At 64.7% G+C, this 19,334-nt stretch carries 18 protein-coding genes; all 18 read right to left on the minus strand.

Features of this window, described 5'->3' with window-relative positions; all coding sequences use genetic code 11:
- Window positions 1–83 precede the first annotated feature (83 nt).
- The gene (locus NOX35_RS25605; protein ID WP_182284969.1) at window positions 84–1,043 is read right to left on the minus strand and encodes a PDR/VanB family oxidoreductase; all 960 of its coding nucleotides are present in this window, start codon (window positions 1,041–1,043) and stop codon (window positions 84–86) included.
- Window positions 1,040–2,065 (minus strand): aromatic ring-hydroxylating dioxygenase subunit alpha, encoded by a 1,026-nt coding sequence (locus NOX35_RS25610; protein WP_182284970.1) that lies wholly within the window; start codon window positions 2,063–2,065, stop codon window positions 1,040–1,042. Before NOX35_RS25610 ends, NOX35_RS25605 begins: the two co-directional genes overlap by 4 nt.
- 24 nt (window positions 2,066–2,089) lie before the next feature.
- Complete coding sequence (locus NOX35_RS25615) at window positions 2,090–2,311, minus strand: recombinase-like helix-turn-helix domain-containing protein (RefSeq protein ID WP_003060438.1); 222 nt, start codon at window positions 2,309–2,311, stop codon at window positions 2,090–2,092.
- 199 nt (window positions 2,312–2,510) lie between these two features.
- Window positions 2,511–3,488 (minus strand): tripartite tricarboxylate transporter substrate binding protein, encoded by a 978-nt coding sequence (locus NOX35_RS25620; protein ID WP_019044147.1) that lies wholly within the window; start codon window positions 3,486–3,488, stop codon window positions 2,511–2,513.
- Window positions 3,489–3,681: 193 nt separating this feature from the next.
- The gene (locus NOX35_RS25625) at window positions 3,682–4,653 is read right to left on the minus strand and encodes a VOC family protein (protein ID WP_182284971.1); all 972 of its coding nucleotides are present in this window, start codon (window positions 4,651–4,653) and stop codon (window positions 3,682–3,684) included.
- A gap of 11 nt (window positions 4,654–4,664) precedes the next feature.
- Entirely contained in the window at window positions 4,665–6,140 is a 1,476-nt protein-coding gene (locus tag NOX35_RS25630; RefSeq protein ID WP_182284972.1) for an aldehyde dehydrogenase, read from the minus strand.
- 35 nt (window positions 6,141–6,175) lie between these two features.
- A complete protein-coding gene (locus NOX35_RS25635) occupies window positions 6,176–7,873 on the minus strand; it encodes a thiamine pyrophosphate-binding protein (RefSeq protein ID WP_182284973.1) in 1,698 nt (565 codons plus the stop codon).
- Between the two features lie 171 nt (window positions 7,874–8,044).
- Complete coding sequence (locus NOX35_RS25640; RefSeq protein WP_256495173.1) at window positions 8,045–8,845, minus strand: SDR family oxidoreductase; 801 nt, start codon at window positions 8,843–8,845, stop codon at window positions 8,045–8,047.
- A complete protein-coding gene (locus NOX35_RS25645; protein ID WP_256495174.1) occupies window positions 8,838–9,710 on the minus strand; it encodes an IclR family transcriptional regulator in 873 nt (290 codons plus the stop codon). The genes NOX35_RS25640 and NOX35_RS25645 overlap by 8 nt, the downstream gene beginning before the upstream one ends.
- 161 nt (window positions 9,711–9,871) lie before the next feature.
- Entirely contained in the window at window positions 9,872–10,648 is a 777-nt protein-coding gene (locus NOX35_RS25650; RefSeq protein ID WP_256495176.1) for an SDR family oxidoreductase, read from the minus strand.
- A 316-nt stretch (window positions 10,649–10,964) separates the two neighbouring features.
- On the minus strand, window positions 10,965–11,723 hold the full coding sequence (locus NOX35_RS25655) for a 5'-methylthioadenosine/adenosylhomocysteine nucleosidase (RefSeq protein WP_182284977.1): 759 nt from the start codon (window positions 11,721–11,723) through the stop codon (window positions 10,965–10,967).
- Window positions 11,724–11,854: 131 nt separating this feature from the next.
- The gene (locus tag NOX35_RS25660) at window positions 11,855–12,841 is read right to left on the minus strand and encodes a tripartite tricarboxylate transporter substrate binding protein (protein ID WP_256495179.1); all 987 of its coding nucleotides are present in this window, start codon (window positions 12,839–12,841) and stop codon (window positions 11,855–11,857) included.
- A gap of 192 nt (window positions 12,842–13,033) precedes the next feature.
- Window positions 13,034–13,834 carry an aspartate dehydrogenase gene (locus NOX35_RS25665; RefSeq protein ID WP_003072481.1) on the minus strand — a complete coding sequence of 267 codons (801 nt, stop codon included), beginning with the start codon at window positions 13,832–13,834 and terminating at the stop codon, window positions 13,034–13,036.
- A gap of 42 nt (window positions 13,835–13,876) precedes the next feature.
- Window positions 13,877–14,683, minus strand: a complete 807-nt coding sequence (locus NOX35_RS25670; RefSeq protein ID WP_256495180.1) for an IclR family transcriptional regulator — start codon at window positions 14,681–14,683, stop codon at window positions 13,877–13,879.
- Between the two features lie 5 nt (window positions 14,684–14,688).
- Complete coding sequence (locus NOX35_RS25675) at window positions 14,689–15,567, minus strand: alpha/beta fold hydrolase (protein ID WP_256495181.1); 879 nt, start codon at window positions 15,565–15,567, stop codon at window positions 14,689–14,691.
- A gap of 8 nt (window positions 15,568–15,575) precedes the next feature.
- Entirely contained in the window at window positions 15,576–16,109 is a 534-nt protein-coding gene (locus NOX35_RS25680) for a cupin domain-containing protein (RefSeq protein ID WP_003072476.1), read from the minus strand.
- A 259-nt stretch (window positions 16,110–16,368) separates the two neighbouring features.
- Window positions 16,369–18,045: a long-chain-fatty-acid--CoA ligase gene (locus NOX35_RS25685; RefSeq protein WP_256495184.1), complete on the minus strand. Its 1,677-nt coding sequence runs from the start codon at window positions 18,043–18,045 to the stop codon at window positions 16,369–16,371.
- A gap of 213 nt (window positions 18,046–18,258) precedes the next feature.
- On the minus strand, window positions 18,259–19,323 hold the full coding sequence (gene fba, locus NOX35_RS25690) for a class II fructose-bisphosphate aldolase (protein ID WP_182284983.1): 1,065 nt from the start codon (window positions 19,321–19,323) through the stop codon (window positions 18,259–18,261).
- Window positions 19,324–19,334: the final 11 nt, after the last annotated feature.

Below are 19,334 nucleotides of genomic sequence, written 5' to 3' on the forward strand. Positions count from 1 at the left end.
GCAGCCCCGCGCCGAGGGTGCCGTCCCCCTCTCCCGCAAAGCGGATATAGAGAGGGAGAAAGCGCGAAGCGACTCAGGGGGCGTCATATGTCCAGGACCAGGCGCTCGCTCTTGCAGCCGGAGACGCAGACCATCATGACCTTGTTGGCGGCGCGCTCCTTGGGGCTGAGCACCGAGTCGCGGTGGTCGGGCACCCCTTCGAGCACGCGGGTCTCGCAGGAGCCGCAGACGCCTTCGCAGCAGCTGTGGTCCACATCGATACCAGCGTCCAGCAACGTGTCCAGCAAGGACTTGTCGGGCGTGATCTCGATGAAGCGGCCGCTGCGCTTGAGCTCCACCGTGTAGTTGCTGCGCGCATCGGACGATGCCTTGACCTCCACCGGCGTGAAGCGCTCGATGTGGGCGTTGGCGTGACCGAGCTCGGCGCAGAACTTCTCGAAGGCGTCGAGCATGGGCGTCGGACCGCAGGAGTAGTGGTGCAGGCCCGCATCGGGTGCGCGCTGCGCCAGCAATGCCCGCAGATCGGGCGGGCCGCCCGCTTCCGCATCGAAATGCAGCTGCAGCGGCATGCCCAATGCCTGCAGTTCCTCCAGAAAGGCCGCGCTCTTGCGCTCGCGCGCAAAGTACAGCATCTCGAACGAATGCCCCAGGCTCTTCAAGCGGCGTGCCATGCACAGCATGGGCGTGATGCCGATGCCGCCGGCCACCAGCACCGAATGCGTCGCCGTCTCGTCGAGCGCGAAGTGGTTGCGCGGCTCGGAGATGGTGATGGGCATGCCCACGCGCAGCGACTCGTGCACGCAGCGCGAGCCACCGCGGCTGGCGCGGTCACGCAGCACACCGACCACGTAGCGGTGGCGCTCGCTGCTGTCGTTGGACAGGGAATAGCTGCGCACCAGCCCGTTGGGCAGGTGCAGATCGATGTGCGAGCCGGCCGTGAAAGCCGGAAACTCGCCGCCATCGACCGGGCGCAGCTCCACGCTGATGGTGTCCTGGGCCTCGAAGCGCAGCGTGTGCACAAAGGCCTGCAAGCTGTTGCTCATGATGCGATGCCTTCGTCAATCTGTTCCTGGGCCTGGCGGCGCAGGTGACGACGCAGGCGCACCAGGCCGATGTCGTGCTGGTAGAGGTTCTCGCGCTCGTTGGCGTCGGCTTCCATCTGCTCCATCATGATGCGGTCCTGCTCCAGCACGGCCCAGTGGCGCGCCTCGAGGCGGTTGCGGTAGAGGAAGCGCCAGGTGTCGCGCATCCAGCCCTGCACCTTGCGCGCACGCCAGAAGAACACTGCGCACAGATCGGCGCTGATGGGCGTGACGCAGGCGACGATGGCGAAGTTGCCGCCGGGGCCGCCGGTCTTGGGATAGGGAATCTCCAGGCGCATCCACTGCACGCCGGTTTCGCCGTATTCGGTCCAGTCGAAGTTCACGCCGCGCTGGCCGACCTTCTCGAACACAAAGCCGTGATCGGTGTCACGCACCTGGAAGCTGGCCTTGCTGTCGCCCTCGGCCATGGAGTGCGACTGCTTGTGCAGGAAGGTTCCGTGCATGGGATCCATGACGTTGTCCAGTGCATAGCGGTAGTCGCTGCGCCACTCGGCATAGCACAGGAAGTTCGAGTACTCGGCAGAGCTCAGCTCCTCGGGCAGGCTGAACTCGGGAGCCTCGTCCACATGCTTGTCGCTGTTGTAGAGAAAGATTGCGCCATGCATCTCGCGCACATGGAAGGCCAGCGCGGCGCGCGAGCCTTCGAGCTTGCAGCCGGGGCTGCCGGGCACCTTGGTCACCGTGCCGTCGCAGCGCACTTCCACGCCGTGGTAGGGGCAGGCCAGGCGGTCGCCCAGGATCACGCCCTGGGACAGCGGCGCGCCGCGGTGCGGGCAGTGGTCTTCCAGTGCATGGACCTGGCCGGCGGCATCGCGCCACAGCGCGATCTTGCGGCCGAAGCGGCGCAAGGAGACGGGCTCGGTCTTGACGAAATCCGAAGGGCAGACTGCATACCAGAGGTTCTTCAGACCCGTGTTGAGCAGACGGTCCACCGGATCGATGGTGATGGTTTGTACGTTCATGGAGTACTCCTGTCCTGTTCTGTCTCAATAGCCCAGACGTGCCATCAGGGCCTGGAAGCTGTCTTCGGTCCAGGGCTCGCCGTTCTCGCCGGCGGGGCCGCTGCGGTTGATGTAGGCCACCAGTTCGGGCAGCGTCTGCACGCCCTCGCCAAAGGCACGCTCAATGGAGTCGCCCAGCAGGTCCTCAAACAGGGTGGAGGCGCGCTCGCGCGCCTGATGCGGCTCGAGATATCGATCAGCGGCCATGGTTCTCTCCTTCGAAAACTGTCTTGAATCGTGGTTCGGTTTCATTGCCCGGAGCGCAGCGCGTCAAACTGCCACAGCCCGACCCCAGGGACACCGAGGAAGGGTCCGGGTCAGCTGCACCGCGCCACACCGAGGGTGTCGTCCCCCTTGGGGGCGCCGTGCAACGGGAAGGCGCGAAGCGACTCAGGGGGTAGGTCATTCAATCAGCCCGGATATCCAGGTCCTTGATCAGCTTGCCGAAGCGGTTGTAGTCGGCAGCGTTGGTCTTTTCCAGACGTGCCGGCTCGCCGCCTGCAGGCAAAGCGCCGAAGGCCGCCATCTTGCTGACCACATCGGGCATCTTCAGAATTTCATTGAGATGGGTGTTCAGCAGCTTGACGGTCTCGGGCTTCATGCCCTTGGGACCGAACAGGCCTTGCCAGGCCGACACTTCCACGTCCTTGACGCCCTGCTCGGCCAGCGTGGGCACATTCGGTGCCAGCGGACTGCGCTGTGCATCGGCCACGGCCAGCACATTGACCTTGCCGCCTGCGTAGGGCGCGATGGGGCCCCAGGTCATGAAGGTCGTGGGCACATGGCCGCCGATCAGGTCGTTGACTGCGGGCGCCACGCCCTTGTAGGGAATGTGGGACAGCTTGGTGCCTGCGGCCTTGTTGAACATCTCGCCCAGGATGTGCATGGGCGAGCCGCTGCCGGGGCTGGCATAGGTCAGGCCGTCGCGCTTGCCCTGGCTCGCCAGGGTCTTGATGTCCTTGATGCCCGAGCCCTGGCTGGCGGCCACGAACATGGGCTGCACGCTGGTCTGCACGATGGGCGTGAAGCCGCCGAGCACGTCGTAGCTCGAACCCGCATTGGTCTTGAGCACGAACTGGGCGATGGCAAAGGTATTGGGTGCCAGCAGCAAGGTGTAGCCGTCGGGCGCGGCCTTGGCCACATGCACGGTGCCGATGGTGCCGCTGGCACCGGGCCGGTTGTCCACCACCACGGGCTGGCCCAGTCGCTGGCCCAGCTTCTCGGCATACAGGCGTGCCATGGCATCGGTATCGCCGCCGGCCGGATAGGCCACGACGATGGTGATGGGCTTGCTCGGATAGGCTTGCGCCAGCGCGGAACCGGACATCTGGGCTGCAGCCAGCAATGCAGCAGCGATAACTACCTGGCGACGAATGTTTTTCATGAAATTAGCCCGTGGGGTTGTGGTTAAGCCTCTAGCCAGCCAGAGGATCTGGAGAATTCGCTCACATCAGAGACACCGAGCAAGGGCCTGAGCCGGCCGCACCGCCCCGCAGCGAGGGTGTTGTCCCCCTCCCGCGAAGCGAGAGAGGGCGCCGTGCACACGGGGGAAGGCGCGAAGCGACTCAGAGGGTGTTTCATTTCTTGTCTGTCAGGAACTTGCCGTCGGCAGCGCCCACGCCCTTCTGCCGCCGGGTGTTGCCGTCCAGGCCGCCGTCGATGGCCCATTCGGCGAACACTGTCGGACCGGGTTCGAACTCGCGCGGCTGCCATTCGGCCGTGAGCTGGTCCTCGTCGGCGTAGTACTCGACCAGGGCACCGGCCGGATTCTTGAAGTACCAGAAATAGGCCGAGGACACGGGGTGGCGACCCGGGCCGAGCTGGGTGTCCCAGCCGCAGCGCGAGATGTGCATGCCGCCGCCGAAGACCTCGTGGATGTCTCGCACCGTGAAGGCCACGTGGTTCAGACCGGCATGCTTGTCCGGGCGCTGCAGCAGGAAGATGTCGTGGTGGCCGCCATCGGGCGCGGTGCGCAGAAAGGCGCCGCGCTCGGGGTAGCGGTCCGAGGCCGCGAAGCCGAAGTTCTCCACATAGAAGCGCTCGCAGGCCTGCACATCCTTGACGAAGAACACCACATGGCCGACCTCGATAGGCTGGGCGCGTTCATAGGCCGGGCTGGCCTGGTTGATTCGGCCCTTGCGGTCCCAGGTGTTGTACTCGGCGCTTTGCATCTGCACATCGCGCTTTTGCGTGAGCTGCAGGCGCACGGCCAGGCCGTTGGGGTCGGTGCAGCCGATACGTCCGCCGTTCGGGCCACCCTGCTTCACAAAGCCCGGCAGCTGCGCAATACGGGCTTCGTAAAGCGCCAGGTCGGCTTCGCTTTCCACTCCCCAGACCACTTCGCGCAGCGTGGGGCCGGGCTCGATGGCGGGCGGCAGATCGGGATGCTCGGTGGCGGCCACGATCACACGGCAGCCGTTCAGTGTCTCGAACACCAGCCGGTCGGCCTGCTCCTCGGCCAGGCTGAGGCCCCAGTCGAGAAAGAACTGGCGGCAGGCCGCCAGGTCGTCGGCGCCGTAGCTGATTTCGTCAATGCCCAGTACGCTCATGTCGTGCTCCTTCAATTCGCCCAAGCGATGGGGCTCTCGTTCAAACCCCAGTACATGCTTTTCTGCTCCATGTACTGCTGTATTCCCAACCGCCCCTTCTCGCGCCCCAGGCCGCTGTCGCGCCAGCCGCCGAAGGGCGTGGAGATGGAGAACTGCTTGTAGGTGTTGATCCACACGGTGCCGGCCTGCACCGCGCGGCCTATGCGCCATGCGGCCTTGTAGTCGCGCGTCCAGATGCCGGCGGCCAGCGCGTAGACGCTGTCGTTGGCCTGCTCGAGCAAGGCCTCTTCGTCATCGAAGGGCATGGCCACCAGCACAGGGCCGAAGATTTCCTGCTGGCAGATCTGGTCGGTGTTGCTTACGCCTTCAAGGATGGTCGGGCGGTAGTAGTAGCCGCGCTCGTACAGCGCGCCCTCGGGGCGGTGGCCGCCGGTGCGCAGCCTGCCGCCTTCGGACAGGCCCAGCTGCACATAGCTCTCGATGGATTCGCGGTGCTTGGCGGTGATCAGCGGCCCCATCTGGGTGCGCTCGTCGGCCGGATCGCCCACGCGTAGCGCGGCGGCCTTGGCCGTGAGGCGCTCCATGAAGTCGCCATAGAGCTTGCGTGCCACGAACAGGCGCGAACCGGCAATGCAGGATTCGCCCGAGGAGCTGAAGATGCCGTAGAGCACGCCGTTGACGGCATGGTCGAGGTCGGCGTCTTCCAGCACCATGGTGGCCGACTTGCCGCCCAGCTCCAGAGAGACGGGCATCATCTTGTCGGCAGCGATGCGGGCGATGTGCTTGCCCGTGGAGGTGCCGCCCGTGAAGGACACGCGCTTGACCAGCGGGTGCTTGGTGATGGCGTCGCCAATCACCGAACCGCGGCCGGGCAGCACGCTGACGATGCCCTTCGGAACACCCGCTTCCTCGCAGATCCGGGCCAGCTCCAGCGCCAGCAGCGGCGTGGCTTCGGCGGGCTTGACGACCACGGCATTGCCGGCCGCCAGCGCGGGAGCGAGCTTTTGCGCCTCGCTGGCGATGGGCGAGTTCCACGGCGTGATGGCCGCGACCACGCCCATGGGCTCATAGACGCTCATGGTCATGAAGTCGCCACGCGACGGCGTGATGGTCTCTTCCATGGTCTCGCAGGCTGCGGCGAAGAACTGGAAGGTGCCGGCAGCGCTGGCTACCAGCGCGCGCGTCTCGCTGATGGGCTTGCCGTTGTCCAGGCGCTGCAACTGGGCCAGCGGCTCGGCACGCTCGCGGATCAGCTGGGCCACGCGATGCAGCACGGCGGCGCGCTCATGGGGCTTCTTCTGGGCCCAGCCGCTGGTTCGGAAGGCATGGTCGGCCTTCTCGATGGCCTCTTGCACATCGGCCAGGCTGGGGGCGCGCAGGCGGCCCACCACCTCGCCGGTCGCGGGGTAGAGCGTGGCGGACTCGTCGCCGCCGCCAAGACGCCATTCGCCGCCGATATTGATGGGGAGCAGTTCTAGGTTCGACATCGTGAAGCTCTTTCGTTCTTGCTGGTCGTGCTGGCTCACTGAGCCTTGGTGGTGGCCGGGATCTGGTCCAGCTTGTTCACCGGAGGGCCCGAGAACGTGGTCTTGAAGCTGCCGATGGCGCGCATGTCGATCTCGAGCAGGAAGGGCCCCTTCTTGCCCCAGGCGTCTTCCAGCACCGCGGGCAGCTCGTCGAGATGGCTCACGCGGGCATGGGGCAGCTTGATGGACGCGCACAGCTGGGCGTAGTCGGGCGTATGCAGCTCCACATAGCAGCGGCGGCCGCCGTAAGAGGCGTCCTGGATGTTCTGGATCACGCCATAGCGCTGGTCGTTCATCAGCACGATCATGGTGTCGCACTCTTCCTGCACCAGGGTGGCAAGCTCGCCCAGGTTCAGGATGAAGCCGCCGTCGCCGGCCAGGCCCAGGGTCTTGCGACCCGAGCCGCTTTCGGCCGCGCCGATGGCCGCACCGATGGCCATGGGCATGCCCATGCCGATGCCGCCGCCCGTGGCGTGCACGCCGGCGTTGGGAGCGAAGAAACGCAGTTCGCGGTTGCCCCAGGTGCTGTTGGAGACGGTCACGTCGCGCACCCAGTTGAAGTTGCGGCCCACGGCCTGCTGCAGCTGCTGCACCAGGGCGCTGTAAGGGCCCAGGCCGTCGCGCATGGTGGCCACGACTTCGTCGTGCACCTGGCGCAGGTCGGCCAGCAGCTCGGGGTCGGCCTTGTAACCGCGCGCTTCCAGGCGGTCGGCCAGGCCGCTCAGGGCCAGCGCCGAGTCGCCGCAGACAAAGCCGTCATCCATATAGCAGCGGCCTTGCTGGGCGGCGTCCACATCGATGCGCAGCAGCGGGCGCGGCAGCTTGAGTTCGTACTTCAGCGTCTCGTTGCTGCGCAGGCGCGTGCCCACGGCCAGCATGGCGTCGCAGCGCTGGTAGAAGGCTTCGACGGGCTTCTGGATGTTGTAGGCGCCCAGGGATGCGGGGTCGTCTTCGGGCACGATGCCACGGCCCTGGCCGGTGCTCACGATGCCGAAGCCCAGGGCCTTCAGACGCTGCACGGCAGCGCCGGCATGGCGGGCGCCGCCGCCCAGCCACAGCAGCGGGCGCCTGGCCTTGGCCAGTTGGTCGGCCAGCGCGTCGAGCGCGGCCTCGCCGGGAGCCAGCACGGCCACCGGCAGGGGCGACAGATCGGCGGGCATGGCTATCAGCGCCTGCTGGATGTCGATAGGAATCTCCACACTGACCGGGCCCGTGGGAGCGGTCATCGCGGTCTGCACCGCGGCCTTGAGCGTGGACAGGCAGGTCTCGGCGCTCAGCACGCGGAAAGCGGCCTTGGAGACGGACTTCAGCATGGTCAGCTGGTCCGGCGCCTCGTGGATGTACGACAGCTTCTTGTCCAGGTACTGGGTCTCGATCTGGCCCGTGATGTGCAAGAGCGGCGTGCCGGCCGTATAGGCCTCCACCAGGCTGCCGGCGATATTGCCCGAAGCCGGCCCGGTGCTGGTGATGCACACGCCCAGACTGGAGGTGGAGCGCGCGCAGGCATCGGCCATATTGCCGGCGCCGGCCTCGCCGCGCGCCATCACGAAGCGCACCTTGCCGCGGGCAAACATCGCGTCGAGGATGGGCATGTTGTGGATGGAGATCACCCCGAAGGCGGCCTTCACGTCGCAGTGCTCGAGGAATTCGGCAACGACGGCGCCGACGGTGATTTGGTTTGCGGTGGATGTCATGTTCTGGTCTGAATTTCGTTAGTGGTCGAAGCCGGCGCGCCTCATGCACGGGAGGCCAAGCAAGGGCCTAGGCGGCCCCGCCGCCCCGCAGCGAGGGCGTCGCCGGCTGCCCGTACGCCCCCCTCCCGCGTAGCGAGAGAGGGGGAAGCGGCGCAAGCCGCACAGGGGGTGCTACGCATATCTCGAAAGGCCACCGGAGACATCGATATGGCTGCCGGTCGTGTATGACGACAAGGGCGTGGCGAGGTAGAAAATGGCGCGGGCGGCTTCAGCGGGTGAGCCCAGGCGACCCAGTGGAATGGACTTCTTGCGGGCCAGATCGGCGCTCCACTGCTCCCAGGTCTGGCTGCGGTCCTCGCGGGCATCGAAGCGGCGGCGCCACTGGCCGGACTCGATCAGGCCGACCAGGATGCCGTTGACGCGCACACCCTTGGGGGCGAACTCGGTGGCCATGGAGCGCACCAGGTTCTTGAGGCCGGCGCGCGCCGCCGAGGTCGCAACCATATGCGGCTCCGGCTGGGAGGCCAGCAGCGAGTTCACGCAGACAATCGCAGACTCCGTGCCGCGCTCAAGCTGGGGCAGAAAGGCGCGCGTGGGATGCAGCACCGAGAAGAACTTCAGGTGCAGCTCCTCGGTCCAGGCTTCATCACTGGTGTTCTCGAAGGTGGAAACGCGGCCCTGACCGGCGTTGTTGATGAGGATGGAAGCCGGGCCCAGAGCCGCTTCGCTGGCGCGGGCGAACTGCTGCACCTGCCCGGCATCGAGCACGTCGCAGGCCTGGGCGAACAGGCGCTCGCAAGCCTCGGGGTGGCGCTCCAGCAGCTGCTTGACGGCCTGCTCCAGACGCTCGGGGTTGCGGCCGCACAGGGCCACGCGGGCTCCCTGGGCCAGCAACAGCTCCACGGTGGCCAGGCCTATGCCCGAAGAACCGCCGGTGACGACGGCCGTGGCGTCGAGTTTGAAATCATGCATGGCCGCCTCCTGCGCGCCTTGAAGTGATGGACAGAACCTGCGCGCTGGACTGCGGCCGGTAGTTGAGCAGCTCCGACAGTTCGTCGGCCGCCGCGCAGACGCGCGGCACCAGCTCCGTCTGGCGCCCGGGGTCGATCTGGGCCGAGGCCAGAGTCACACCCAGGGCCGCGATGACGCGGCCGCTGTGGTCGCGCACGGGCGCGGCGATGGTGGAGATCGAGCTTTCGTAGAAGCCCGCACCGGCCACATGGCCACGCCCGCGATCGGACTGAACCAGGTCGAAGAGCTCGATCACGGTCTTGGGCGTATTGGGCGAATGGCCTTCCAGCTGCTCTTCGGGATAGAGGGCTCGCAGCTCTGGCAGCGACAGATCGGCCAGCAGAATGCGACCCAGCAGCGTGGCATGGGCGGGCAACCGCGTGCCCACGCGCACCGAGCTGGTCAGCGGTGTCGGCGGTGTGACCTTGGCCACATAGACAATGGAGCGGCCGTCGCGCACCACGATGTTGCAGGGGAAGCGGATTTCCTCGCACAAGCGCGCGATCACGGGCTGGCCCAGCTCGGTCAGGTCCATGGAGGACAGGAACTCGAAGCCCAGGCGCAACACTGACAGGCCCAGCCGGTAGTCGTTGCCGCCCTCGGCGCGCTGCAAAAAGCCCATGCTCTCCAGCGTGTTGAGCATGCGGAACACCGTGGCGCGCGGCAGCTGCAGGCGACGCGCCAGCTCGGGCGCGCCCAGCGTGGCGTTGTCGCGGCCGAACTCCTGCAGCAGGCGCAGACCGCGCTCCAGCGCCGGCACCATGTACTTGTCGGAGCCGCCGTCCGGCGCGCCACCCGCATCTTCAGGAATAGTGGAAGCAGACATATCCAACTTTCGGTTCATTCCAGCTTGTTGCACCCAAGCTTGAAGCGCCCCCGCTGCATGCACCGTTTCCGTCGCCAGAGACAGCAAGCAAGGGCCGCCCCGCAGCGAGGCTGTCGTCCCCCTTGGGGGAAGGCGCGCAGCGACTCAGGGGGCAATTCATATCAATTCAAGACGAAGCCGCCGTTGACGGGCAGGACCTGCCCCGTCACAAAGCGCGCACCGTCCGACAACAGATAGGAAACGGCACCCGACACATCCTCGGGGCCCTGCTCGCGCTGCAGCGCGCGCTGGTCGATGTAGAGGCGATGGCGATGCTCGGGCACGTACTCGGTGGCCTCGACCAGCACCAGGCCCGGCGCCACGGCATTGATGGTGATGGCATCCGCGCCCAGCTCGCGAGCCATGGAACGCGTCATGGCCATCACGGCGCCCTTGCTGGCCACATAGGCCATCAGGTTGGGAGCGCCCCACATGGCGGTGTCGGAAGCCAGATTGACGATGGCTCCGCGCCCGCTGTCCTTGAGCGCCGCACGGCAGGCACGGGTCATCAGCCAGACGCCGCGCACATTGACGTTCATCACCTGATCCCACTTTTCCAGGGCGATGTCGTCCATGCCCTTGCCGCCGGAGTCCGTCACGGCCGCGTTGTTGACCAGGCCATCCAGACCGCCGAGGGTCTGCACGGCCTGCTGTGCGCACTGCTCGATGGAATCCGGGTTGCTTGCATCAAAGGCGACGCCGTGAGCCTCGAAGCCCATGGCGCGCAGCTTGGCAACGGCTTCGCTCAGCAACTCGGCGCGCAGATCGGCCATCACAAGCTGCGCCCCCTGCTGGCACAGCGTCTGCGCAAAAGCAAAACCCAGGCCGCGCGCAGCGCCGGTCACAAGAATCCGGCGCCCAGCGAGCTGACCGGTGGAAGGCATGGTGTTGAGGGTCATCTTAAACCTTGTTTGTTTCAAATATGAAATGACACTTTTTTCTTGAAACAAGCCTGCAGTTTAGTGAGCCTTGTTTTGAGTCAATACCCGGAGAAACCCGTAGTCCCCACCCCACAGCGACACATGGGCGTAAAAAAACCGCGACAAGCGCGGTTGAAAGGAAAACGAGGCAACAAAAGGTATCCAGTCTGCAACTGTGTGCAGGCCAGATCGAAGTTCATCAACATTGATAGCTTCTAGCGCATGTCAATAACAGAACTTAGATTTGAAACATCATGAAAGCCATGCTTAACAAGCGGTAAAAGCTATCAATAAGCTAGCAAACAACTCTTTCCTTCGCAGGCGTCAGGCGCAGAAAGTCCAGCACCACGCACTGCGCGTAGCGGCTTGCCACCGTGCGCACAAAATCCGAAAAATCCACATGCGCACTGTCGTCCGCCCGGTCCGAGATGGTGCGCATCGCGGCAAAAGGCGTGCCGTAATCCAGGCAGGTCTGGGCCACGGCAGCGCCCTCCATCTCCACGGCCAGCACGGCGTGGCCGGCGGCCTCCAGATCGGTTCTCAGCTGCGCGCTGGCCTGGCGCGAACTGACAAACTGATCGCCGCTGGCAATCAGTCCCTGATGCACGCGGGCCGAAGCATACGAAGCCGCGATGCCGGAACGAACCGCCGAGTCGGCGGCCTGCGCCAGCCGGTCCGTCGCCGCCTCGTCGCAGGCCAGGGTGCTGCGGCCATAGCCGGGCAATTGCCAGCGCGGAAAGATCGGCGAGGCATCCATGTCATGCTGCACAAAGCTCCGGGCGATCACCACATCGCCCACGTTCACATCCGCGCCGATGCCGCCCGCCACGCCGGTGAACAGAATGCCGCGCACGCCGAAGCGCTCGATCAGCGCGGCGGTGGTGGTGGCAGCGGCCACCTTGCCGATGCCCGACAGCGCGCACACCACCTCGTGACCATGCAGTCGGCCCAGCCAGAAGTCGCGCCCGGCATGGCGCAGGCATTGCATGTCCTGCATGGCGTCGACCAGGCCGTGTTGTTCTTCGGCAAGAGCGCTGAGAATGGCAAGCGTCATGGATGGGGATACTCCGGAACATGGGCCGGGCGGCCCTGGTGAAAGCACAAAAGAAAGTACAAGGAAAGCACAAAAGCGGCACCAAGCCGCTTTTGGGGGATGCGCAAGAGGCGCGATTAGAGCACGAGGGCTTACTGCGCCTCGATCTCATGACTTTTGATGATGGGCGCCCAGAGTCCGGTTTCCTTGCGGATCAACTCGCCGAAGGCCTCGCCCTTGACCACCCAGGGCGTCATCCCCTGTGCCTTGAGCTGGTTCAGTGCTGCCGGGGTCTTCAGAATCTTGTCGATATCCTCGCCCAGTTGCTTGACCACCTCTGCAGGCGTGTTCTTCGGAGCCAGCACGCCATACCAGGAGGAAATGGCAATCCCCGGCACGCCAGCTTCGGCCAGGGTCGGCACATTGGGCAAAAAGCCCGAGCGCGAACCATCGGTCACGGCCAGAGCGCGCAGCTTGCCCGACTGCAAATGTGGCAGCACGGTGGGCAGATTGGCCACGATCATGGGAATGGTGCCGCCCAGCACATCGGTCACGCCCTGGGCCGAGCCTTTGTAGGCCACATGCATGATGTCCGCGCCCGACTTGTCCTTGAACAGCTCGCCGGCCAGATGCAGGCTGGAGCCCACGCCGGGCGAAGCGTAGCTGATGGAGTTGGGCTTGGCCTTGGACAGCGCCACCAGCTCCTGAACCGACTTGGCCGGCACCTGCGGATTGACCGCAATGACATTGGCCGTGCGCCCCATGGAAGCCACGGGCACGAAGTCGCCGAACACGCTGTAGGGCAGCTTGGGCATCAGCGTCGGGTTGATGGTCAGATTGCCCTGAGGCACGACCAGCAGCGTATGGCCGTCGGGCTTGGCGCGCTTGACCATGTCGATGCCGATATTGCCGCTGGCGCCGGGACGGTTATCGACGATGGCGGCCTGCTTGTAATGCTCGGTCAGGCCGGTCGCCACAATGCGCGCCAGGATGTCCACAGGACCGCCGGCGGGGAAAGGCGCGATGACGGTGAACTGCGCGGCGGAAAGCTGCTCGGTGGCAGTCGCCGCATGGGCGACGGGCAGAGCCAGGACGCTGGCCAGCGCCAGGCAGGATTTGAGAAAGTCGGAGCGTTGCATGAGGGTTCCAGAGGATGGAGATGTCAAGCCGGCCGAGGTTCGATGCGCGCCCTGTTTGATGATGCGCAAGGAAAGATTCGCACAGGCGTGACACCATGCTGATGTGGGAGAGGTCTGCGTGCAGGTTTCAGCAACAAGCAAGAGAGGTGCCAGGGCCGGTGGCGCGCATGGCACCCCTGGCCTGGCGCCTGATCAGATGGCCAGCGGCGCCACGTTGTTGAGTACCGAGCGCACGACGCTGTACACCGTCAGCGCCGATGTCTTGGGGTTGGCCGCCAGCGGCTTGCCGCGCATGGTCAACTCCATGGCGCCGAAGGCGCCTCGGGCCTCGACCTGGTGCACGTTCTCGTGAACGCCAGGATCGGCAAACAGACGCACCATGGTCTTGTCCAGCCCCAGTCCGGCCAGCGACAAGGTGGCCGCCACATTCGCATTCTTGGGATAGAGCTGCGCGGCCTCGCGCGCCGATCCCTCGAAGATGCAGAAGGCCTCGGTCAGGCTGTCCAGGTCGCAGACCTGCTCGGCCGGGGTACCGCTCCAGGCCTTGGGCGGCTTGCGGCCCGTGTAGACCACCGTCTCCAGGCCGCCGACACGCGCCGCAGCCAGGGCATCAATGCCGCCGATGGCGCCCGACAACAGCTGGGCCTGCGTGTTGCCGGCCTCGGCCGCAGCCTGTACACGCTCGGCCATGCCCGGTGCGCTCAAGGCGCCTATGGATGCGATGACCGCAGGAATGCCACGCGCCAGCGCCGGCAGCACATGCTCCTCAATGGCGGCATGGCCTGCGCATTCCACCAGCAGATCCGGCACCGCATCGCTGGGCAAGGCCTGCAGCAGCTGCGCCTGTGGCGCCAGGCGGGCAGCCGTCTCGCGCACGGCTGGCGTGATCTCGGGAACCAGTACCCAGCCCACCTGCAACCGGGTATCTCCGCTCAAAAGCTCCAGAACACTGGAGCCAATCGCGCCGCAGCCAATCAAAGCAATATTTTTCATCTCTAGACTCCTGAAAAATGCGCTGGCCCGGCGTGATCTGGGTCAGCGCAAATGGTCCGGGTGCTGCTGGCGCAAATGAGCCGACAGAGTCTCTGCCGCCTCCAGCACCTTCTGCACCCAGAGCTGGGTTTTTTCGGGCCCCAGCTCGGTAAACGGAATGGCCATACCCAGCCCCGCAACCACCTGCCCGTCTGCGGCGCGCACCGGCGCTGCAATACTGGAAACGCCAGGCTCGTAAAAGCCCTCTCCCATGGCATAGCCGCGCTCGCGATCCTCGGCCAGCAGGCGCAGCAGCTCGTCGACGTTGCGCGGCGTGCTCTCGGAGAACTGGGGCAGTTCCTCGCCGCCAAACACCGAGCGCAGCTGCACGCCATCCATGTCATGCAGCAGGGCTCGCCCAAGCACCGTCGCATGCGCCGGCAGACGCGAACCCACGCGCACCGCACCCTGGAATGCTCCGGACGGAGTGACGCGTGCCACATAGACCACGGAAGTGCCGTCGCGCAATGCAAGATTGCTGGTCATGCCCAGCTCATCACACAAGGCCTGCAACACAGGCTCGGCCAGTTGCGCCAGCGGCTGGGTGGACAGATAGTCATAACCTAGGCGCAGCACGGCCAGACCGAGCCGGTATTCGGTTCCGCTGCGCTGCAGATACCCCGAGCTTTCAAGCGTGGTCAACATGCGAAACACCGTGGAGCGCGGCAGCTCGAGGCTGCGCGCCAGCTCGGGCGCACTCCAGACCGGCTGCTCCGGACCAAAGCAGGCCAGCAGGCGCAGTCCTCGATCCAGGGCTGGCACGGTGTAACGATCTTGTTCGTTGGTTGAAATCTCAGGGGTTTCGCTCATAGCAATCAGCTGGTATTGGGGCAATAGCTTTGGTTCAACAAAGATGCCAGCCTATGCGCGACCTCCATTGGTTGTTCCACGGGTGAAGCATGACCGGCAGCCGCAAGCGTACCGTAGTGCGCGCCCAGCAGTTCGGACCAGGACTTGCAGGCTGCAGGTGTGGTCACCACATCGTGCTCGCCGACCCAAACCTCGACCGGCATGCCCAGCCTGCCCTGTGCCTGTGCCAGATCGCTGCCGCATAGCAGCTCGACCGCCTGCGCATAGCCCTGCGGCTGCATGCGTGCCGTATTCCAGCGCACCCATGCACGCACGGCTTCAGGAGCCTCGGAGGACACCAGGCGCTGATCGATGACGGCCGCCAGACCCGCGACCCCCTTCTCGGCCAGCGAAGCCAGACGACCCTCGCGCACCTTGGCCTGCTGCTCGGCCTTGGCCGTCGCGCCGTAGCCGCCCGCCGGGCTGATGAGCACCAGTTGCTCGACCAGTCCCGGCGCGGCCATCAGCGCCAGCCTGGCTGCCATCAGGGCGCCCAGCGAGTGCCCGACCAGGATGCAGCGCCGCACGCCCAGCACCAGCAGCGACTGGGCCAGCGCATGCGCATAGTCGGCATCGGCAGGCGCCGATTGGACCAGCGGCGTCGACACGCCATAACCGGGGGCATCCCAGGCCAGGACACGCACTTTGTCAGCCAGCTGCAGCGCCACATCCAGCCAGGATGCGGCCCCGGAGCTGATGCCATGCAGCAGCACCACCGCGAAGTCGGAGCTGGCGTCGCCTGCCTCGCGCCAGGCGACCTGGACGCCCTGGGGAAGCTTCACCAGTCGCTCGGGAAAACCGGTCTGCAGCAGCTGCAGTTTCAGCGACAGCAAATCCTCGTGCATGACAAAGCTCAGCGCTTGATCTTGGCCAGAGGATGCTCGGGCGGATAGGTCGGGGTGACGGGCTTTTTGGCACCCAGCATCACGCACATCAGCGCATCTTCATCACCGACATTGATCTCTTCGCGGTACACGCCGGGCGGCACCGAAACCACATCGCGATCGGTCAGGATGGTCTCGAAACGCTCGCCGTCCTTTTCCAGCACCAGCTTGAGCTTGCCGCGCATCACGAAGAACACTTCTTCCACATCGGTGTGCAGATGCGAAGGGCCTTCATGGCCGGCAGGAATCACCATGGTGGAGAAGGTGAAGTTTTCCGACGGAATGGTGTTGCTGTCGGAGGCCACGCCCGTGCCGCCCGTGCCGATGTAACGCATCTGGCCGCGGCGGTATTTAGGATCAAAGTCGGCCTGGAACTTCAGGGCATCGAAGTCGTACTTGCGCGTGGCAAAGCGTGCAATGCGTGTGCTCATCCAGTCTTCAAAGCTGGAGCCCTCGGGGCGATCCCAAGTACGGGCGCTGTTGTCTTGTGCGATCTCGCTCATATGTCTCTCCTGAAACCGTTGGTGAACACAAAAAGCGATCTGCCTTTTGTTTTACTAATAAAACCAGGTTCATTTGGCGAAACAATTATAAGAAGACTTGCCCGATATCAACAAGCACATTTCCTTGTCGGTGCGGTGGAGACCGGTTTGGGCATGACGTTTCGCCCCGGCCAGCACAGGCAGCGAGCTGAAAAAAGGCGCAAAAAAAGGAGCGCCAAGCGCTCCTGTGAACTCGCCTTGAAGGACAAGATGAAAACTCTCAGGCGTCGCGCAGCTCCCTGCGCAGGATCTTGCCCACGGGCGTCTTGGGTAGATCGGTGCGAAAGACGATGTGGCGCGGACGCTTGTAGCCGGTCAGATTGGCTTGGCAGTAATCGCGAATGGCCTGCTCGGTCAGTGCCGGATCTTTCTTGACGACGACGAGCTTGATGGCCTCACCGGATTTCTCGTCGGGCACGCCGACCACCGCGCATTCCAGCACGCCGGGGCAGTTGGAGACCACGTCCTCGACCTCGTTGGGGTAGACATTGAAGCCGCTGACGATGACCATGTCCTTTTTGCGGTCCACGATCTTCACAAAGCCTCGCTCGTCCATGGTGCCGATGTCGCCGGTGAGGAAGTAGCCATCGGCCGTCATGACCTTGGCAGTCTCGTCGGGGCGCTGCCAATAGCCGGCCATGACCTGGGGGCCCAGCACGGCGACTTCGCCGGGCTGGCCGGGCTCGTTCACGTCCTGGCCGTCACTGCCGACCAGCTTCACATAGGTGCTGGGCAGGGGCACGCCGATGGTGCCCGAGTAAGCCGTGGCCGTGACCGGGTTGCAGGTCACCGAAGGACTGGTTTCCGAGAGGCCGTAGCCCTCGCAGATGGGGCAGCCGGTCTTCTTGAGCCACAGCTCGGCCACAGCACTCTGCACGGCCATGCCGCCGCCCACCGAGACCTTGAGATGGCTCCAGTCCACGGTGCCGAAGTCGGGGTGGTTGGCCAGTCCGTTGAACAAGGTGTTCACGGCCGGAAAGCTGTGGAAACGGTGCCTGGACAGCTCCTTGAGCGTGGCCTTGAGATCGCGCGGATTGGGGATCAGCACGGTCTTGCCGCCGGTACGCATGGCCAGCATCATGTTCACCGTGAACGCGAAGATGTGATAGAGCGGCAGCGCACAGATGCTGGTGGGCTGTTCACCGGCCGGCACCTTCTTCATGGCGGGCTCGTTCCAGGCTTCGGACTGCAGCACGTTGGCGATGATGTTCCTGTGCAGCAGCACGGCACCCTTGCTCACGCCCGTGGTGCCGCCCGTGTATTGCAGCAGCGCCATGTCGTCGGCCTTGAGCACCGGCGCGTTCAAGGTCGCACCGCGACCCTTGGCCAGTGCGTCCTTGAAGCGCACGGCACCGGGCAGGCTGAAGGGCGGCACCAGCTTCTTGACGGAGCGCACCACGTAATTGACCAGCATGCCCTTCAGAAGCCCCAGCTCGTCGCCCATGGCGCAGAGCACGATGTGCTGCACGGCGCTGCCATGCATGCCGTCCTGCAGCGTCTTGGCGAAGTTCTCGATGATGACGATGGCCTTGGCGCCCGAATCCTTGAGCTGATGCTCGAGCTCGCGCGCCGTGTAGAGCGGGTTGACGTTGACCAGCACATAGCCGGCACGCAGCACCCCGGCCACGGCCACCGGATACTGGGGAATATTGGGCATCATCAGCGCAACACGGTCGCCGCGCTGCAGCCCCAGGCTTTGCAGATAGGCGGCAAAGAGCTTGCTCTGCGCATCGACCTGGGCGAAGGTCAACTCCTTGCCCATGAAGGAATAGGCCACCTTGTCGGCATGCTTGGCAAATGCCTCCTCCATCAAGGCCACCAGCGATGGATACTGGGACGCATCGATGTCCGCAGGAACTCCCTCTGGATATGCTTTCAGCCAAGGACGGTCACTCATTCTTCTGTCTCCGTGTCTTATCGTCTGATCCGGCCATTGTGATAAAAAGCACGGTCGTTCGATACTGTAGTAACCCTAGGAAACAAGCCGGGTCACCTTGGTAACAGAAGTCATAAGCCATGAAAAAAGCCCGCAGGCAACAGGCTGCGGGCTTTGAATGTTTTCTGCCTCAAGCGCTTACTGGTAAAGCGCTGACAGCTATCAAACTTGAGTTTACTTGACCAGCTGGGCCAGATCGCCGGCGGCGTATTTCTTGGCCATTTGCTCCAGGCTGTAGCCCTTGATCTTGGCGCCCTGGCCTTCGCAGCCGAACTCGATGTAGCGGGCCTTGCAGACTTGCTTGGCCGCTTCGCGGGCAGGCTTGAGCCATTCGCGGGCGTCGAACTTGTCGGGGTTCTCGGCCAGGAACTTGCGCACCGCGCCGGTCATCGCCAGACGGATATCTGTGTCGATATTGATCTTGCGCACGCCGTACTTGATGGCTTCCTGGATCTCTTCCACGGGCACGCCGTAGGTTTCCTTCATCTTGCCACCGTACTGGTTGATGATGGCCAGCAGCTCCTGGGGCACGGAGGAGGAGCCATGCATCACCAGGTGGGTGTTGGGGATGCGGGCATGGATTTCCTTGACGCGGGAAATCGCCAGGATGTCGCCTGTGGGCTTGCGGCTGAACTTGTAGGCGCCATGGCTGGTACCGATGGCGATCGCCAGCGCGTCCAGCTGGGTGGCCTTGACGAACACGGCAGCTTCTTCGGGGTCGGTCAGCATCTGGCTGTGGTCCAGCTTGCCCTCGGCACCGATGCCGTCTTCTTCGCCGGCTTCGCCGGTTTCCAGGTTGCCCAGGCAGCCCAGCTCGCCTTCCACGGTGGCGCCGATCTGGTGGGCCATGGCCACCACCTTCTGGGTCACGTCCACGTTGTAGTCGAAGGACGAAGGCGTCTTGCCGTCGGCCATCAGCGAGCCGTCCATCATCACAGAACCGAAGCCCAGGTTCAGCGCGCCCTGGCAGACTTCAGGCGTGGTGCCATGGTCCTGGTGCATCACCAGGGGGATGTGGGGATACATCTCGGCAGCAGCCTGGATCAGGTGCTTGATGAAGGGCTCGCCGGCGTATTTGCGGGCGCCAGCGCTGGCCTGCAGGATCACGGGCGCACCGACTTCGTCAGCCGCCGACATCACGGCCTGGACCTGTTCCAGATTGTTCACGTTGAAGGCGGGGATGCCATAGCCGTTTTCAGCAGCATGGTCCAGCATTTCGCGCATCGAGATCAAAGGCATGGTGGGTTCCG

The sequence above is a fragment of the Comamonas sp. C11 genome, from assembly GCF_024496285.1.
In the GTDB taxonomy this organism is placed as follows: domain Bacteria; phylum Pseudomonadota; class Gammaproteobacteria; order Burkholderiales; family Burkholderiaceae_C; genus Comamonas; species Comamonas testosteroni_F.

Excerpts from the sequence above, each read along its gene's own strand:
- NOX35_RS25605 (WP_182284969.1), bottom strand. The coding sequence starts at position 1,043 with ATGAGCAACAGCTTGCAGGCCTTTGTGCACACGCTGCGCTTCGAGGCC.
- NOX35_RS25610 (WP_182284970.1), bottom strand. The coding sequence starts at position 2,065 with ATGAACGTACAAACCATCACCATCGATCCGGTGGACCGTCTGCTCAAC.
- NOX35_RS25615 (WP_003060438.1), bottom strand. The coding sequence starts at position 2,311 with ATGGCCGCTGATCGATATCTCGAGCCGCATCAGGCGCGCGAGCGCGCC.
- NOX35_RS25620 (WP_019044147.1), bottom strand. The coding sequence starts at position 3,488 with ATGAAAAACATTCGTCGCCAGGTAGTTATCGCTGCTGCATTGCTGGCT.
- NOX35_RS25625 (WP_182284971.1), bottom strand. The coding sequence starts at position 4,653 with ATGAGCGTACTGGGCATTGACGAAATCAGCTACGGCGCCGACGACCTG.
- NOX35_RS25630 (WP_182284972.1), bottom strand. The coding sequence starts at position 6,140 with ATGTCGAACCTAGAACTGCTCCCCATCAATATCGGCGGCGAATGGCGT.
- NOX35_RS25635 (WP_182284973.1), bottom strand. The coding sequence starts at position 7,873 with ATGACATCCACCGCAAACCAAATCACCGTCGGCGCCGTCGTTGCCGAA.
- NOX35_RS25640 (WP_256495173.1), bottom strand. The coding sequence starts at position 8,845 with ATGCATGATTTCAAACTCGACGCCACGGCCGTCGTCACCGGCGGTTCT.
- NOX35_RS25645 (WP_256495174.1), bottom strand. The coding sequence starts at position 9,710 with ATGTCTGCTTCCACTATTCCTGAAGATGCGGGTGGCGCGCCGGACGGC.
- NOX35_RS25650 (WP_256495176.1), bottom strand. The coding sequence starts at position 10,648 with ATGACCCTCAACACCATGCCTTCCACCGGTCAGCTCGCTGGGCGCCGG.
- NOX35_RS25655 (WP_182284977.1), bottom strand. The coding sequence starts at position 11,723 with ATGACGCTTGCCATTCTCAGCGCTCTTGCCGAAGAACAACACGGCCTG.
- NOX35_RS25660 (WP_256495179.1), bottom strand. The coding sequence starts at position 12,841 with ATGCAACGCTCCGACTTTCTCAAATCCTGCCTGGCGCTGGCCAGCGTC.
- NOX35_RS25665 (WP_003072481.1), bottom strand. The coding sequence starts at position 13,834 with ATGAAAAATATTGCTTTGATTGGCTGCGGCGCGATTGGCTCCAGTGTT.
- NOX35_RS25670 (WP_256495180.1), bottom strand. The coding sequence starts at position 14,683 with ATGAGCGAAACCCCTGAGATTTCAACCAACGAACAAGATCGTTACACC.
- NOX35_RS25675 (WP_256495181.1), bottom strand. The coding sequence starts at position 15,567 with ATGCACGAGGATTTGCTGTCGCTGAAACTGCAGCTGCTGCAGACCGGT.
- NOX35_RS25680 (WP_003072476.1), bottom strand. The coding sequence starts at position 16,109 with ATGAGCGAGATCGCACAAGACAACAGCGCCCGTACTTGGGATCGCCCC.
- NOX35_RS25685 (WP_256495184.1), bottom strand. The coding sequence starts at position 18,045 with ATGAGTGACCGTCCTTGGCTGAAAGCATATCCAGAGGGAGTTCCTGCG.
- fba (WP_182284983.1), bottom strand. The coding sequence starts at position 19,323 with ATGCCTTTGATCTCGATGCGCGAAATGCTGGACCATGCTGCTGAAAAC.